The sequence below is a fragment of the Massilia norwichensis genome, assembly GCF_024753245.1.
In the GTDB taxonomy this organism is placed as follows: domain Bacteria; phylum Pseudomonadota; class Gammaproteobacteria; order Burkholderiales; family Burkholderiaceae_D; genus Telluria; species Telluria norwichensis.
Map to the genome: position 1 here is coordinate 1 of NZ_JANUGX010000007.1, position 13,907 is coordinate 13,907.

At 67.8% G+C, this 13,907-nt stretch carries 13 protein-coding genes; 6 read left to right on the forward strand and 7 right to left on the reverse strand.

Annotation, left to right across the window (positions count from 1 at the left end):
- On the forward strand, positions 1-245 hold a 245-nt coding region (locus tag NX782_RS07740; protein ID WP_258844867.1), incomplete at its 5' end, for a hypothetical protein.
- Here NX782_RS07740 and NX782_RS07745 read toward each other — a convergent pair.
- From NX782_RS07745 to NX782_RS07755, 3 genes are all read right to left on the reverse strand, one after another.
- Positions 242-694, reverse strand: coding sequence for a universal stress protein (locus NX782_RS07745; RefSeq protein ID WP_258844868.1), 453 nt, complete (start codon positions 692-694; stop codon positions 242-244). The two genes, NX782_RS07740 and NX782_RS07745, sit on opposite strands and share 4 nt — an antisense overlap.
- Before the next feature lie 18 nt (positions 695-712).
- Positions 713-1,096 carry a universal stress protein gene (locus tag NX782_RS07750; protein WP_370661775.1) on the reverse strand — a complete coding sequence of 128 codons (384 nt, stop codon included), beginning with the start codon at positions 1,094-1,096 and terminating at the stop codon, positions 713-715.
- 93 nt (positions 1,097-1,189) lie between these two features.
- Entirely contained in the window at positions 1,190-2,068 is an 879-nt protein-coding gene (locus NX782_RS07755; protein ID WP_258844869.1) for a MaoC/PaaZ C-terminal domain-containing protein, read from the reverse strand.
- A gap of 115 nt (positions 2,069-2,183) precedes the next feature.
- Here NX782_RS07755 and NX782_RS07760 point away from each other — a divergent pair, with 115 nt between their 5' ends.
- On the forward strand, positions 2,184-3,311 hold the full coding sequence (locus NX782_RS07760; RefSeq protein ID WP_258844870.1) for a branched-chain amino acid ABC transporter substrate-binding protein: 1,128 nt from the start codon (positions 2,184-2,186) through the stop codon (positions 3,309-3,311).
- Between the two features lie 105 nt (positions 3,312-3,416).
- Positions 3,417-4,427: a diacylglycerol/lipid kinase family protein gene (locus tag NX782_RS07765; RefSeq protein WP_258844871.1), complete on the forward strand. Its 1,011-nt coding sequence runs from the start codon at positions 3,417-3,419 to the stop codon at positions 4,425-4,427.
- On the opposite strand, the gene NX782_RS07770 is transcribed toward NX782_RS07765, so the two are convergent.
- Together NX782_RS07770 and NX782_RS07775 are read right to left on the reverse strand one after the other, a co-directional pair.
- On the reverse strand, positions 4,413-6,851 hold the full coding sequence (locus NX782_RS07770) for a sensor domain-containing protein (RefSeq protein WP_258844872.1): 2,439 nt from the start codon (positions 6,849-6,851) through the stop codon (positions 4,413-4,415). The two genes, NX782_RS07765 and NX782_RS07770, sit on opposite strands and share 15 nt — an antisense overlap.
- 152 nt (positions 6,852-7,003) lie before the next feature.
- A complete protein-coding gene (locus tag NX782_RS07775; RefSeq protein ID WP_258844873.1) occupies positions 7,004-7,315 on the reverse strand; it encodes a hypothetical protein in 312 nt (103 codons plus the stop codon).
- Positions 7,316-7,463: 148 nt separating this feature from the next.
- Between NX782_RS07775 and gntR the strand changes: the two genes are divergently transcribed.
- On the forward strand, positions 7,464-8,492 hold the full coding sequence (gntR, locus tag NX782_RS07780) for an HTH-type transcriptional regulator GntR (RefSeq protein ID WP_258844874.1): 1,029 nt from the start codon (positions 7,464-7,466) through the stop codon (positions 8,490-8,492).
- Positions 8,489-8,998 carry a gluconokinase gene (locus NX782_RS07785; protein WP_258844875.1) on the forward strand — a complete coding sequence of 170 codons (510 nt, stop codon included), beginning with the start codon at positions 8,489-8,491 and terminating at the stop codon, positions 8,996-8,998. Before gntR ends, NX782_RS07785 begins: the two co-directional genes overlap by 4 nt.
- Positions 8,999-9,261: 263 nt before the next feature.
- On the opposite strand, the gene NX782_RS07790 is transcribed toward NX782_RS07785, so the two are convergent.
- A complete protein-coding gene (locus tag NX782_RS07790; RefSeq protein WP_258844876.1) occupies positions 9,262-11,097 on the reverse strand; it encodes a sensor histidine kinase in 1,836 nt (611 codons plus the stop codon).
- A 119-nt stretch (positions 11,098-11,216) separates the two neighbouring features.
- Here NX782_RS07790 and wrbA point away from each other — a divergent pair, with 119 nt between their 5' ends.
- A complete protein-coding gene (gene wrbA / locus NX782_RS07795) occupies positions 11,217-11,816 on the forward strand; it encodes an NAD(P)H:quinone oxidoreductase (RefSeq protein ID WP_258844877.1) in 600 nt (199 codons plus the stop codon).
- On the opposite strand, the gene NX782_RS07800 is transcribed toward wrbA, so the two are convergent.
- Positions 11,813-13,765, reverse strand: a complete 1,953-nt coding sequence (locus NX782_RS07800) for an APC family permease (protein ID WP_258844878.1) — start codon at positions 13,763-13,765, stop codon at positions 11,813-11,815. The two genes, wrbA and NX782_RS07800, sit on opposite strands and share 4 nt — an antisense overlap.
- Positions 13,766-13,907 lie beyond the last annotated feature (142 nt).

Sequence of the window (13,907 nt, forward strand, 5' to 3'; positions counted from 1 at the left end):
GACCCAAGAGAGGCGCAATTATGAAATCACTTGAGAAAATACTTCCTTTTGGCCCGTCTAAACCAACTGCGTCCGAATTCTTTACGTCGGAGGTTGCGATGGTTTTAATCGCACAGCATGAGCCAACTGCGATCTTTGCCTTGACCCTTGCAGGCAAAAAGCCTTTGCCCACTGGCTCGACTATTCAAGTTGAATTCGAGAATCCAAATCGACCTGACACGCTCTTCAATCAAACCGTCGCTTAAGCCCCGCCGTTGGAAGGCCCACGCACCACCAGCACCGGTATCGCACAAGTCTCAAGCACCTTCTGCACCTCACTCCCGAGCAAGCGCCGGCGCAGGCGCCCATGCCCGTGCGATGCCATCACGATCAGGTCGCACAGGCGGTCGCGCGCCGTGCCGACGATGGCGGCGGCCGGGCTCTCGTGATGCACCAGGATGGTTTCACAGGGTACGCCGGCTTCGGCGGCGCGGCGTGCGATCCAGGCCAGGGCCTCGGTCCCGGTCTGTTCGCGTTCGCTGAGCCAGGCGGCGCGCACCGGGTCTTCCTCGGTCAGCGGGCCGAGACGCGCGGGTGGGCCGACATGCAGGCCGACGATGGTGCCGCCGCCCGCCTGCGCCAGATCGATGGCAGTGGCGAGGGCCGGGCTGCACAACTCGGTGCCGTCGCTGGGGACCAGGATGCGCTGGTACATGTCGGATAGCGCGCGGCTTCAGCGGTGCACCAGCACCGGGACCGTGCTGTGCACCAGCACTTTCTGCGTCTCGCTGCCGAGCAGCAGGCCCTTCAGGCCGCGGCGGCCATGCGAGGCCATCGTGATCAGGTCGCAGCCCAGGCGCTGGGCGGTGGCGACGATGGCAGCGTAAGGATCGTCGTCGACGACGTGCTTGCCCCGGTAGGGAACGCCGGCCTCGCGTGCCGCGTTCTCGACGTCGGCGAGGATGCGGCCGGCGCGCGCCGCACTGTTGGCGGTGAATTGTTCGGGCGTGTCTTCGAGCATCTCACTGTCGGTGCTCAGCACGTGGAACGCGGGCGTGACGGTCAGGCCGACGACCTCGGCGCCCAGCTCGCGGGCGAAATCGACCCCGGCCAGGATGGCGCGCTACGAGGCTTCGGAACCGTCGCTGGGTATCAGGATGCGTTTGTACATGGCCGCTCCTCCATGGATGGCGGCCCCCTGGCGGCGCATTCAGGATCGCGAATATGCGCCTTGCATGACTTGAGCTGCATCAAAATCAAACCGGCCCTCGACGGCGGCGCGACCGGCGGCTTCAACCGTATAGCACCCCTGTGCGAGGTCGGCCGCCAGCCGCACGGCCGCGCCTAGTTCGACAGGCGCGCGAAAACGGCCGTCCAGCAGGCGCAAGGGGCGCCCGCCGGCACGCTCCAGCTCGGCGCAGGTCCGGCCCAGCGTGTGCATGCCGTGGGTGATCGGCGCCCGCAAGCCCATCAGGCGCGCCGACCATGGCCACAGGTGGATCGGGTTCCAGTCGCCGGACAGCGCGGCGTAGGCGCGGCCGCTGGCGTTCGCAAGCTGCCAGCTGGCGAGCGGCGCCAGGTCAGGTGCCGGCGCGGCAGGCGGGCGCGGACCGCCGCCACGCCGCCCACGTACCACCAGGTAGGTACTGCGGCAGGCGAACACCAGCTGGCCGTCCTGGGACGCTTCCGTGTCCAGCGACGCCTGCACGGCGCCGTTCGCCGCGGGCGGCGCGATCCCGACCGTGCTTGCCAGCACCAGCGAGCGCCCGGTCGCCGGCTGGGCGCCGGCCCGCAGCAGGTTGTCGACGTGGATCGCGCCCACGAGCCGGAATGGGAAGGCGGCGTCGAGCATGGTCGCCAGGTGGGCGCGCTGGGCCAGCAGGTAGTAATAGGTGAGCGGGACGTGGGTGCCGCCGAAGCCGAGCGCAGCCCGGTAACGCGCCACGTGCCCGGCGTCCAGGCTGGACAGCAGGAAGCGGGTGGCCAGCGGTGCCCGCGCATCCGCCGTACTGGGGCACTTGAACAGGGCGCGCAGCAGGGTTCCGGCGGACAGCGGCGGCAGGCGGGGGAGGGACGCAGGATCGTGCATGGCGCCCATTGTGCCCGAAAAGTGAATTGCTACTCAGGAATACTTGATGGACACAATTATCCGCTGTAACATATCGTTTTTGATATAAAGAATTACCTGTATATACGAGGATGGAATGAAGAAGACTGTGTTTGCCCTTGCCACTTTGTCGGCCGCTGGCCTGGCGATGGGTCAGGAAGTCGTCCGTATCGGCCACGTTGCAGCCATGACCGGACCGGTGGCGCACTTCGGCAAGGACAGCGAAAACGGCGTGCGCATGGCGATCGAGGCGCTCAACGCGCGCGGCGCGACGATCGCCGGCCGCACGGTGAAATGGGTGCTGGCGCCGGAAGACGACGCCGGTGAACCGAAGCAGGCGACCGCCGCCGCGCAAAAACTCGCCGACGCCAAGGTCAACGGCGTGATCGGCCACGAGACCTCGGGGACCACCATCCCGGCCTCGAAGATCTATTACGATGCCGGTATTCCGCAGATCACCGCGTCGTCGACCAATCCGGCGTACACCAAGCAGGGCTTCAACACGACCTTCCGCGTGGTCGCCAACGACATCCAGCTCGGCCAGGCGCTGGGCCGCTACGCCGTCAAGACCATGGGCGCCAAGCGCGTCGCCGTGATCGACGACCGTACCGCCTACGGCCAGGGCCTGGTGAGCGAGTTCGTCAACGGCCTGCGCCAGCAAAAGGTCAACGTGGTGGCGAAGGAGTTCACCAACGACAAGGCGACCGATTTCTCGGCGATCCTGACCCGCATCCGCGCCAGCAATCCCGACCTGGTGTTCTTCGGCGGGATGAACGCGGTGGCCGGCCCGATGCTGCGCCAGATGAAGCAGCTCGGCCTGAACGTCAAGATGATGGGCGGCGACGGCATCTGCTCCGACGAAATGCACAAGCTCTCGGGCGGCACCATGGCCGACGGCCAGGTCGTGTGCGCGGAAGCCGGCGGCGTCGAGGCGTCCGGCAAGGCCGGCATGGACAACTTCCGCGCGGCCTACCGCAAGCGTTTCGGTATTGACGTCCAGATCATCGCGCCATACTCGTACGACGCGACGCTACTGCTGGCCGAGGCGATGAACAAGGCCGGCAGCGCCGCGCCCGCCAAATACCTGCCTGAGCTGGCGAAGATCCGCTACAAGGGCGTGACCGGCAACATCGCCTTCGACCCGCGCGGCGACATCCGGGACGGCACCATCACCCTGTACACCTTCAAGGGCGGCCATCGCACCCAGATCGCCGTCACGAAGTAAGCAAGTAAGCCGCACCCGCGGGCGCCGCGCCAGCCGGGAGCGGCGTTTTGGCCAAAGCTGCTATTCTGTCAAGACGATGTCAAGCAGAGAGGGAGCACGATGGTCATGCAGGATCCCCGGCCCGACGCGCCGTTCTACGTGGTACTGAACGCCGGCTCGGGCCGTACCGATACCGAGCTACGCTGCAGCACCATACGCGAGGTGCTGGAGAGCGCCGGTCGCCGCTGCGAGATCGAGGTGGTGCGCGAAGGCGCGCGCATGCCCGCTACCGCCGCCGAAGTGGCCGCGCGCGCCGCAAAGGATGGCGCGATCCTGGTCGCGGCCGGCGGCGACGGCACCCTGAACGCGGTCGCCCACGAGGCCGTGCGCCACGGCTGCGTGTTCGGCGTGCTGCCGCAGGGGACCTTCAATTATTTCGGCCGTACCCACGGCATTCCCGAAGACCTGCGCGAGGCCGTGCATGCGCTGCTGCGCGCCCGCGTGCGCCACGTGCAGATCGGCAGGGTCAACAACCGCAGTTTCCTGGTCAATGCCAGCGTCGGCCTGTATCCGCGCCTGCTGGAAGAGCGCGAGCACGACAAGCAGCAGTACGGCCGCAGCCGCGTGGTGGCGCTGCTGTCGGCGCTCAAGACCGCGCTGGGCCGGCACCGCAACCTGCGCATCGAACTCGAACTGGACGGCAAGGTCCACCGCCTGCGCACGCCCACGCTGTTCGTCGGGAACAACCGCCTGCAGATGGAGCAGGTCGGCATGCAGCCGCTCGACCACGCGGTCGAGGAAGGCAGGCTGGCGGCGATCGCACCGCGGCCGGTCGGCAAACTGCGCATGCTCGGATTGCTGCTGCGCGGCGCGTTCGGGCGCCTGGGCGAGGCCGAGGACGTGACCGCCTTCGACTTCCGCAACATGACGGTGCGCGCGCCGGTGTTGTCGGGCCGGCGCAAGATCAAGGTGGCGGCCGATGGCGAAGTCTGCAAGCTGGAGCTGCCGCTGCGCTTCGAGGCCCTGGAGGGCAGGCTGGCGCTGCTGGTGGCGGACCCGGTCGAGCAGGAGGCCGGCGACCAAGCCGACCGGAAGGCCGACCATAAGTCTGCCTCGTTCTGGTCAGCCGCCCAGTAAGCTGCGCAGCCCGGCCAGCGGCAGCGGCCGCCCCAGCAGATAGCCCTGCGCCTCGTCGCAGGAAGCCGCGCGCAGGAAATCCAGCACCTCGACCGTCTCCACGCCTTCCGCCACCACCGACAATTGCAGCGCATGCGCCATGTCGACGAAGGCCTTCACGAAGTCGAAGGCGCTGATGCGGCCGTCGTCCTGCAGCACGAAGGAGCGGTCCAGCTTGAGCACATCGATCGGCAGGCGGCGCAGGTAGGCCAGGCCCGAGTAGCCGGTGCCGAAATCGTCGACGGCCAGCTTCACGCCCAGCGCCTGCAGCTCGCCCAGCATGGCGGCGGTGCGCTCGAGGTCTTCGATCAGGGCGCTCTCGGTCAGCTCGAGCTCCAGCGCGCTGGGCGCCAGCCCGGTGTCGGCCAGCGCCTCGCGCACCTCGGCCGCGAAGGCCGGCTGGGCCAGCTGGCGCGCCGAGACGTTGACAGAGACCCGGATCGGCCGCCCGAATTCGTCGATCAGGCGGCGCGTCTGGCGGCAGGCTTCGCGCAGCACCCAGCGTCCGATCGGCACGATCAGGCCGGTCTCCTCGGCGATGCCGATGAACTGCTGCGGCGGCACCATGCCCTGCTGCGGATGGCGCCAGCGGATCAGCGCCTCCATGCCGACCACCGCCATGCTGCGCAGATCGACGCGCGGCTGGTAGTGCAGCTCGAACTCTTCGCGCGCCAGCGCCGGCCGCAGCGACAGCTCGAGCGCCATGCGGGCGCGCGCCGCCACCGTCATCTCCGCCTCGAAGAAGCGGTAGCGGTTGCGGCCTTCTGCCTTGGCACGGTACATCGCGGTATCGGCGGTCTGGAACAGCAGCTCGCGCGTGGCGGCATCAATCGGGTACATGCTGATGCCGATCGAGGCGCCGACCACCACGTCCTGTGCACCGACCGTGACCGGCAGCGTCAGCACTTCCAGCAGCTTGGCGGCGATGGCCGCCGCCGCGCCCGGTCCGCCGGCGCTGCCGCCGCACTCGGCGGCGACCACGAATTCGTCGCCGCCCAGGCGCGCCACCACGTCGCTTGGGCGCAGCACCTTGCGCAGGCGCGCCGCGACTTCGCACAGCAGCAGGTCGCCGTGCTCGTGGCCGAAGGAATCGTTGACCTCCTTGAAGCGGTCGAGGTCGAGGAACATCACCGCTACCACACGGTCCGGCGCGCAGTCGTCGAGCATGCGCTGCAGGCGCTCGTGCAGCAGGGCGCGGTTCGGCAATCCGGTCAGGGTGTCGTGGGTGGCCAGCTCCTGCAGCCGGCTCTCGGCCTGCTTGCGGCCGGTGATGTCGGTCATCAGGCCGGTGATCGACTCCACTTTGCCGTCGGCGCCGACACAGACCGCGCCGTTGAACAGCACGTGCAGCAGGTGGCCCTCGGCGTGGCGCACCACGGCCTCGGCGCCCTGTACCGACGTGCAGCAGAGCTGACCCGCTTCCAGGCGGTCCCAGGGGAAGACCGCGAACAGCCGTGCCAGGCGCGAGCCGACCAGCGCATCGCGGGCGTGGCCGGAGAGCGTGCACAGGGCCGGATTGACATCGAGGATCAGGCCGTCCGCGCTCGCCAGCACATAGCCGGCGGGGGTCATCTCGATGACTTCGCGGAAGCGCCGCTCGCTTTCGCGCAGCTGGCGCTCGGCGTGTTCGCGCTCGGTCAGGTCGCGCACAATCGCCTGGAAGAATTCCTGGCCGTTGTCCTCGAAGCGCGAGACATGGACTTCGGCCGGGAAGGTGCTGCCGTCCTTGCGGCGCTTGACGATGCGCAGCAGGTGGGTCCGGCCCTGGCGCAGCGTCTCCAGCAGCTGCGAGCCGTAGTGGAAGTTGCTGTCGACCGCGTGCGCCGACATGCCGACCAGCTCGTCCTGGCGGTAGCCGAAGTTGGCGCAGGCGCGGCCGTTGGCGGCGACGATGCGCAGTTCGCGGTCGACGATCAGGATGCTGTCGCCGGCTTCCTGGAACAGGTTGCGAAAGCGCTGCTCGCTCTTGCGCAGCGCCTGTTCGGCCTTGCGCTTCTCGGTAATGTCGTGGAAGTAGACCGAGAGGCCGTCGGCGGTCGGGTAGGCGCGCGCCTCGTACCAGGCGCCGGTGGGCGTCCAGCAGGCCTCGAACACGGACGGCTGCCCTGAGCCCATCGCCATCCGGTAATGCTCGAGAGCGAGCGTGCCTTCGAGTTGCGGCGCCACGTCCAGCAGGGATTTGCCGAAGGTGTTGCCGAGGTCGACCCCGACGAAATTGGCGGCTTTGCCGTTGGCGTAGATGACGCGCCAGTCGTGGTCGACCGCGAAGAAAGCATCGCCGATGTTCTCCAGCATGGCGCTCATGCGCTCGCGCGAGCGTTTCAGCTCTTCCAGCAGCTGCGGGTCGAGCACGAGTGAAAGGGAGGGCGGGGCCGGCGCGTTCATGGAGGGTCCTGTCAGGGAATGCATGCCGGGTAAAGACAAGCCACCGGAGTATAAACATTCCGTACGGAAACATCCACCAATCGCGGCGTAAATGCGACAGTTCAAAATCTGGGCGCGGCGGGCCTTGCACCCGCCGCTATTGGAAGGAAACCTTACTTCGTTTGCTTGCCCTGTTGCAGATTTTCCTGTCCTCCTTGCTGACTGTTACCCGCATTGTTCACTGCATTTGCCTGACCGCGCTGGGAGTTACCCTGGGCAGGGGTGCCGCCCGGCTGGCCGGCGTTCGCCGATTGCAGATTGCCCGAGTCGGCGAGATCGGGCGTTCCAATGCCGCCATCGCGGCCGCCGTCGTTGAGGTTGCCAGTGGTACCGGTCTTGCCGGCGCTGCTGGTGCCGACGCCGCTCAATTCGTCATAGTTGCGGCCCTTCATACCTTTGCCTTTGTATTCCTGGTTACTTGGCATCCGTCCCTCCTTGTCCCTGACGAAAACTTCATGTTAATCCCCTCACAGGGCGGGACAATCGGAAAAGAGGAAGAGGCAATGTAGGAGCACTCGGACAGCGCATTGATAAAATAGATAGCGTATGGCGCAATCCGGGGGAGAAAAATCGATGAGCAGAAGCGGTACGGGCAGGGGACGGGGGACGGGACGGGCGACGCTGGGCGAGGTTGCGCAGGCGGCGGGCGTGTCGACGATGACCGCCTCGCGCACCCTTAGCCAGCCGGAGCTGGTGACGGAAGCGACCCGCGCCAGGGTCGAGCAGGCCGTGCAGGCGCTGGGCTATGTGCCGAACCGGGCCGCACGCGCGCTGGCCTCGAACCGCTCGCGCGTGATCGTGGCACTGGTGCCCTCGCTGTCGAACGCCGTCTTCACCGCGGTGCTGGACGGGATCCAGGATGCGGTCGACGCCAGCCAGTACCAGCTCCTGATCGGCATCACGCACTACTCGGACGCCGAAGAAGAGAAGCTGCTGCGCACCTACCTGCAGTCGGACCCGGACGGCATCCTGCTGCCCGGCCTCAGTCACAGCGCAGGTGTGCGCAGCATGCTCGAGACGCTGTCGGTGCCGGTGGTGGCGATGATGGACCTGGCGGCATCGCCGGACACGCTGTCGGTCGGCTTTTCCCAGTCCGAGGCAGGCATGGCCCTGACGCGCCACCTGCTCGCCAAGGGCTACCGCCGCATCGCCTTCGTCGGCGCCCAGCTCGACGAGCGCACGCTGCGCCGCGCCGACGGCTGGCGCCAGGCCATGCAGGAGGCTGGCCTGTTCGACGCCCGCCTGGAGATCATGACGCCCGAACCCTCGACCGTGGCGCTGGGCGCGGCACTGATGCAGCGCGTGCTGGCCGGCTTGCCCGACTGCGACGCGGTCTTCTTCTGCAACGACGACCTCGCGCACGGCGCCATCTTCCACTGCCAACGGGCCGGCATCCCGGTGCCGGGCAGGATCGCGGTGGCGGGCTTCAACGACCTGCCGGCATCGAGCCTGATGGTGCCTTCGCTGACCACGGTCGACACCCCGCGCTACCAGGTCGGCTACCAGGCGGCCTCGCTGCTGCTCGACACCATCGCCGGCAAGCTGCCGAAGGCGCGCCGCATCGACCTCGGCTTCACCCTGCGCGAGCGCGAGAGCACATGAGGGCCTGGGTCGTGATGGGCGTGAGCGGCTGCGGCAAGAGCGAGATCGGCGCGCGCCTGGCGCAGGCACTCGGCCTGGAATTCATCGAGGGCGACCGCTTCCACCCGCCTGCCAACGTGCGCAAGATGGCGGCCGGGATCGCGCTCGATGATGCCGACCGCGAAGGCTGGCTGCGCCGGCTGGCCGCCGAACTGGCGCGTGCCTGCGAGGCGGGCCACGGGGTGGTGCTGTCCTGCTCGGCGCTAAAGCACGCCTACCGCGACATCCTGCGCTCGTCCGGCTGCGCACTCAGCTTCGTGCACCTGAGCGGCACGCGCGCGACGCTGGCGGCCCGCATGGCAGCGCGGCCGGGGCATTTCATGCCGCTGTCGCTGCTGGACAGCCAGCTGCGCGACCTCGAGCCGCTGCAGCCGGATGAGGAGGGGATGGTGCTGGATATCGAGGAGGCGCCGGCGGTGCTGGTGGATCTGATTTGTCATTCCCGCGCAGGCGGGAATCCAAATTGAGCGTCAATCACCGGTCAAGTACCGGGTGAGGCAGGGAGCGAAAATTCGGGTGTTGATTAGGGGGTAGCACGATAGCCGGGTCCCCGCGACTGGAAATACTGATAATGGGATCTCCGTCCCGGCGGGCCAGGATATCAACAGGCCGATTTCGACCCGGTAGCGCCAGTTTATAGTGCACGGTCGTCGCTGCCTGGTTTGAAAGAATCCTTGCAGTGGGCGTTTTCAATAAGCTGACACAGCCGTCATGTTCATACTGCCCGACATTACACTTGGATTCCCGCCTGCGCGGGAATGACGCTATTCGCCGGGCTACCCGCCAGCGGCAGGCGCAGCGTGAACACACAACCCTTACCAGCGCCCTCGCTATGCGCCTCGACACTGCCGCCATGCAGGATCGTCAGCTCGCGCACCAGCGCCAGCCCCAGTCCCAGGCCGCCTTGCGCGCGGTCGATCCCGGTCGGGCCCTGCACCAGCGCGTCGAAGATCATGGGCAGCGTCGCGGCATCGATGCCGACCCCGGTGTCCGCCACTTCGATCACGGCTTCGGTATCGGTCGCGTGGGCGCGCACGGCGATGCTGCCGCCCTGCGGCGTGTACTTGATCGCATTGTGCAGCAGGTTGTCGAAGATCTGTTCCAGACGGGTGGCGTCGGCCTCGATCCGGAAGGTGCCGACCTCGACCTGCCAGGCGTGCTGGCCGGCGTCGGCCAGGCGCCGCGTCTCGCAGCACTGGCGCAGCAGGGCGCAGGCGTCGATTGGGGTGCGTTGCAGCTTGACCTTGCCGGACAGGATGCGGCGCACGTCCAGCAGGTCGTCGACGATGCGGGTCAGGTGACGCACCTGGCGCCGTCCGATGTCGCGCGCGTGCGCCGCCAGCTCGGGCTTCACACCCGCCAGGTCGAGCACCTGCAGTGCGCCGGCGATGGCCGCCAGCGGATTGCGCAGCTCGTGGCTGAGCATGGCGAGGAAGCTATCCTTGGCCTGGCTCTGCCCCTCGGCCTGGCGCCGCGCATCCTGTTCGCTGCGCAGCAGGGCCTCGCGCTCGTCCTGCAGGCGCTGGCGCGCGGCGCGCTCGCGCGTCAGGTCGGCATGGGTCAGGCGCAGGCTGTCGAGCAGCATGTCGACCTCCGCGACCCGGGTCGTGGACGGCGGCGGCTCGGCGCCGCTGGCCAGTGCCAGGGCCGACAAGCGGGCCTGGTCCAGCGACACCGAGAGACGCTTCGCCAGGAACACGGCAATCCCGATCGCCAGGCCAAGGACGCCCAGCAGCGCCAGCGCCGCGTACAGGGTGGCGCTGCGCGCCTTGCCTTCGATTTCGGGCGCCGGCACGCCGATCGCCAGCGTCCACCCGCTCAGCGGCGCGCGGGTATACACGCTGTAGACGTCGATGCCGTCGTGGGTGATGTGGCGCAGCACGCCGCTCGGCTGGCGCCGCGAAGCCTGGTACAGCTCTGGCCGCACCGGCTTGCCGACCAGTTCTTCGGCATTGCGGTTGCGGGCAATCGCGATGCCATTCGCATCGAAGATCGAGATCACCCAGTCGCGGCCCATGGCCTGGTCGGCGAAGACGCGGCCAAAATAAGCAGCGTCGAAGATCTGGCTGACCACGTAGCGTTTGCCCAGCCCGCGCGGCACCGGGACGTCGACCGAGATCGTCGGGCGGCGCGCCAGGATGCCGATGAAGTAGCCGGACACGCGCGTCTTCTGGCTCTCGTAGAGTTCGGACACCCAGCGAGCCTTGTAGGCGGGCAGCGCTTCGCCCCAGGCGATCCGGGTGTTGAACAGCGGCGTGCCGTCATAGTCGGACAGCAGGGTCCAGGACCAGGGCGTGCTGCGGTCCATCGCGGTGGCCTCGCGGTGCAGCTGGGCGAAATCGTCGCGGCGCAGCGCTTCCGAATTGACGATGCCGCGCAGCGAGGCTTCGGCCACCGCGATCTCGCGGTCGATCACCAGCGCGCCGGCACGCCCGGTCTCCTGCACGCTGCGTACGCGCGATTCGCGCTCCGATTGCAAAAGCCTGGACAGGCCCACCGAGGCCACCAGGACGACGGGCACCAGGATGGCAGCGGCCATCAGGATCAGATAAGAGCGGGCTTTCATCGAGCGATATTGTACTTGCAACATCATCACGCTGCCGAGTTTTCGGCCGGGCGCCCCACCTGGCCGCTTCGCGCTAGTATGCCGATTCCCCATCAACCCACGAGCACAAGGAGAGCGGCATGGCGAAAGTACTGGTGTTGTATTACTCGACCTACGGTCACATCGAGCAGATGGCACAGGCGGTTGCGGAAGGCGCGCGCAATGCCGGCGCGACGGTCGAGGTCAAACGCGTGCCGGAGACGGTGCCCGAGCACATCGCGCGTCCGGCCCACTTCAAGCTGGACCAGCAGGCGCCGATCGCCACCGTCGACGAACTGCCGGACTACGACGCCATCATCGTCGGCGCGCCGACCCGCTATGGCCGCATGCCTTCGCAGATGGCGGCCTTCCTCGACCAGACCGGCGGCCTGTGGGCGCGCGGCGCCCTGACCGGCAAGGTCGGCGCGGCCTTCACCTCGACCGCCACCCAGCACGGCGGGCAGGAGACCACCCAGTTCTCGATCATCACCAACCTGCTGCACTTCGGGATGGTGGTGGTCGGCCTGCCGTACAGCTTTGCGGGCCAGATGACGCTCGACGAGATCGCCGGCAGTAGCCCGTATGGCGCCAGCACCATCGCCGGTGGCCAGGGCCAGCGCCAGCCCAGTCAGCTGGAACTGGACGGCGCCCGCTTCCAGGGTGAATTGGTGGCAAAGACGGCGACCAAGCTGTTCGGCTAAATCTTCATCGGGAGAATCACCATCTGCAGGCCGTCGAAGTGCAGGCGCCGCTGGATAGCCAGGGCCGCCTGGTTGTGCAGCAGGCGGATGAACAGGTTGTCGGCCTTGAACACCAGGCGGCTGGTGAAGAACACGGCATGCGGGAATTCGCCGCTGAGCGCGCGGCACATGTCGGTCAAGGTATCGACCGGATCGGTGCCGAAGCCGAGGCGTGAGGTGGCCGGGATGCCGTGGCTGCGGCAGAAGGCGACGAAGTCGTCGAGCGTGCGCGTGGCGGACAGGCGCAGGCGTTCGATCTCGCCTTCGCCGCCGTAGGCCTGGGCATCGACGGTGCGGGCGCTCAGGAAGACCACGTTACGGAAGTGGCCGGGGAACATGCGCTGCACCCACAGCAGCGCATGCAGCCCGCCGCCGCGCGAACCGCCGACGATGAACACGGCGGTAGGCAGCAGCGGGTCGAGCGCGCCCGCGTCGAGGCAGGGACCGAGCGGCTGGTTGGCGAACACCTTGTCGACGTCCTGGATGCGCGCGCGGGTGTCGCGATAATGGCTGCGCACGGCCAGGCACAGCGCCACCACCAGACCGGTCAGGACGATGGTGACCCAGCCGCCCTCGCCGAACTTTTCCAGCACGGTGACGACCAGGATGCTGCCGGTCACCAGCAGGCCCGTCATCGACAGCAGCAGCCGGCGCAGCCAGCCCGATTCGTTGCGGTGGCGGATCCAGTAGCGGCACAGGCCGAGCAGGGACAGGCTGAAGGTCAGGAACACGTTGATGCTGTACAGGACCACCAGCAGGCCGACCCGGCCGCCGCTGGCCAGCAGCACGGCGGCGGCTGCGGCGCCCATCAGCAGCACGCCGTTCTGCGTAACCAGGCGGCTGGACAGGTAGCGGAACTGGTGCGGCACCCAGGAATCCGCCGCCATGTTGGCCAGCACCGCTGGACCGCCGAGGAAGCCGGTATTCGCGGCCACCAGCAGCAGCCCGGCTTCGAAGGCCAGCGTGGCGGCCAGCGCGATCGCCGCGGCCGGGCCGTCCAGGCCGAGATCCGCCAGGATGGAGCGGAAAGCGACCGCGTTCAGGGTCTGGCCCGCGCTCGGCACGGCATGCCACAGCAGGTACAGGAGGATGATCCCGCCGGCGGTGAAGGCCAGGCTGCAGGCCATGTAGAACATTGTGGCGCGGCCGGTGCGCACGCGCGGCTCGGCCAGCGAATTCACGTTATTGGAGACCGCTTCGATGCCGGTGTAGGTGCCGCCGCCCAGCGAATAGGCTTTCAGCAGCAGCGCCAGCGTGAAGAACCAGGAGGTGTCCTGCGCCAGGCCCGCCGTTTCCATCACGGTGTCGGGCAGCAGCGCCGGAATCAGGGACGCCTTGGCGACGATGCCGTAGACGATCAGCAGCGCATGGGTGGCGACGAAGCCGAGGAAGATCGGCAGCAGGATGCGGATCGATTCCTTCACGCCGCGCAGGTTCAGCCACAGGAGCAGCAGCACCAGCGCCAGCTCGGTACCCAGCTTCCAGTGCTGGAAGCCGAGCGGCAGCATCGAGAACAGGGCGTCGGTGCCGCTGGCGATCGAGATCGCCACGGTCAGCACGTAATCGACCACCAGCGCCGCCCCCGAGACCAGGCCGGCGTGCGGCCCGAGCAGGACGGTGGCGATGCGGTAGCCGCCGCCCCCGGTCGGGAACAGTTCGATCACCTGGTTGTAGGCGAAGGCGATGATGAAGACGGTGACGGCGGTGGCCAGCGCCAGGTAGAGGCCGAAATGGGTGTGCGGGCCCAGGGCCTTGAAGGCTTCTTCCGGACCGTAGGCGGAGGAAGACAGGCCGTCGGCGCCGAGGCCGACCCAGGCCAGGAAGGCGGCCAGGGTGAGGGAATGCCGGGTCTCGGCCTTCATTGGGTCGAGGGGCCGGCCGAGGAGGGCGGTGCGCAGGTTCGATAGCATGGCGGGTCGAGGTGGTGGAACAGGCTGCCACGATAGGCTGCGGCTCTGAAAATTGTCGTAAAGTCCGGCCGCCCGCTTGTAAACGCCGTGTAAACGTCGCCGCGCGGGGCACGGTTCCCTGCCGATTTTTACGCCGCGTTTA

What these genes read in the sequence shown, in the direction of transcription:
- NX782_RS07745 (WP_258844868.1), bottom strand. Translation starts at nt 694, where the DNA reads ATGTACCAGCGCATCCTGGTCCCCAGCGACGGCACCGAGTTGTGCAGC.
- NX782_RS07755 (WP_258844869.1), bottom strand. Translation starts at nt 2,068, where the DNA reads ATGCACGATCCTGCGTCCCTCCCCCGCCTGCCGCCGCTGTCCGCCGGA.
- NX782_RS07760 (WP_258844870.1), top strand. Translation starts at nt 2,184, where the DNA reads ATGAAGAAGACTGTGTTTGCCCTTGCCACTTTGTCGGCCGCTGGCCTG.
- NX782_RS07765 (WP_258844871.1), top strand. Translation starts at nt 3,417, where the DNA reads ATGCAGGATCCCCGGCCCGACGCGCCGTTCTACGTGGTACTGAACGCC.
- NX782_RS07770 (WP_258844872.1), bottom strand. Translation starts at nt 6,851, where the DNA reads ATGAACGCGCCGGCCCCGCCCTCCCTTTCACTCGTGCTCGACCCGCAG.
- NX782_RS07775 (WP_258844873.1), bottom strand. Translation starts at nt 7,315, where the DNA reads ATGCCAAGTAACCAGGAATACAAAGGCAAAGGTATGAAGGGCCGCAAC.
- gntR (WP_258844874.1), top strand. Translation starts at nt 7,464, where the DNA reads ATGAGCAGAAGCGGTACGGGCAGGGGACGGGGGACGGGACGGGCGACG.
- NX782_RS07785 (WP_258844875.1), top strand. Translation starts at nt 8,489, where the DNA reads ATGAGGGCCTGGGTCGTGATGGGCGTGAGCGGCTGCGGCAAGAGCGAG.
- NX782_RS07790 (WP_258844876.1), bottom strand. Translation starts at nt 11,097, where the DNA reads ATGAAAGCCCGCTCTTATCTGATCCTGATGGCCGCTGCCATCCTGGTG.
- wrbA (WP_258844877.1), top strand. Translation starts at nt 11,217, where the DNA reads ATGGCGAAAGTACTGGTGTTGTATTACTCGACCTACGGTCACATCGAG.
- NX782_RS07800 (WP_258844878.1), bottom strand. Translation starts at nt 13,765, where the DNA reads ATGCTATCGAACCTGCGCACCGCCCTCCTCGGCCGGCCCCTCGACCCA.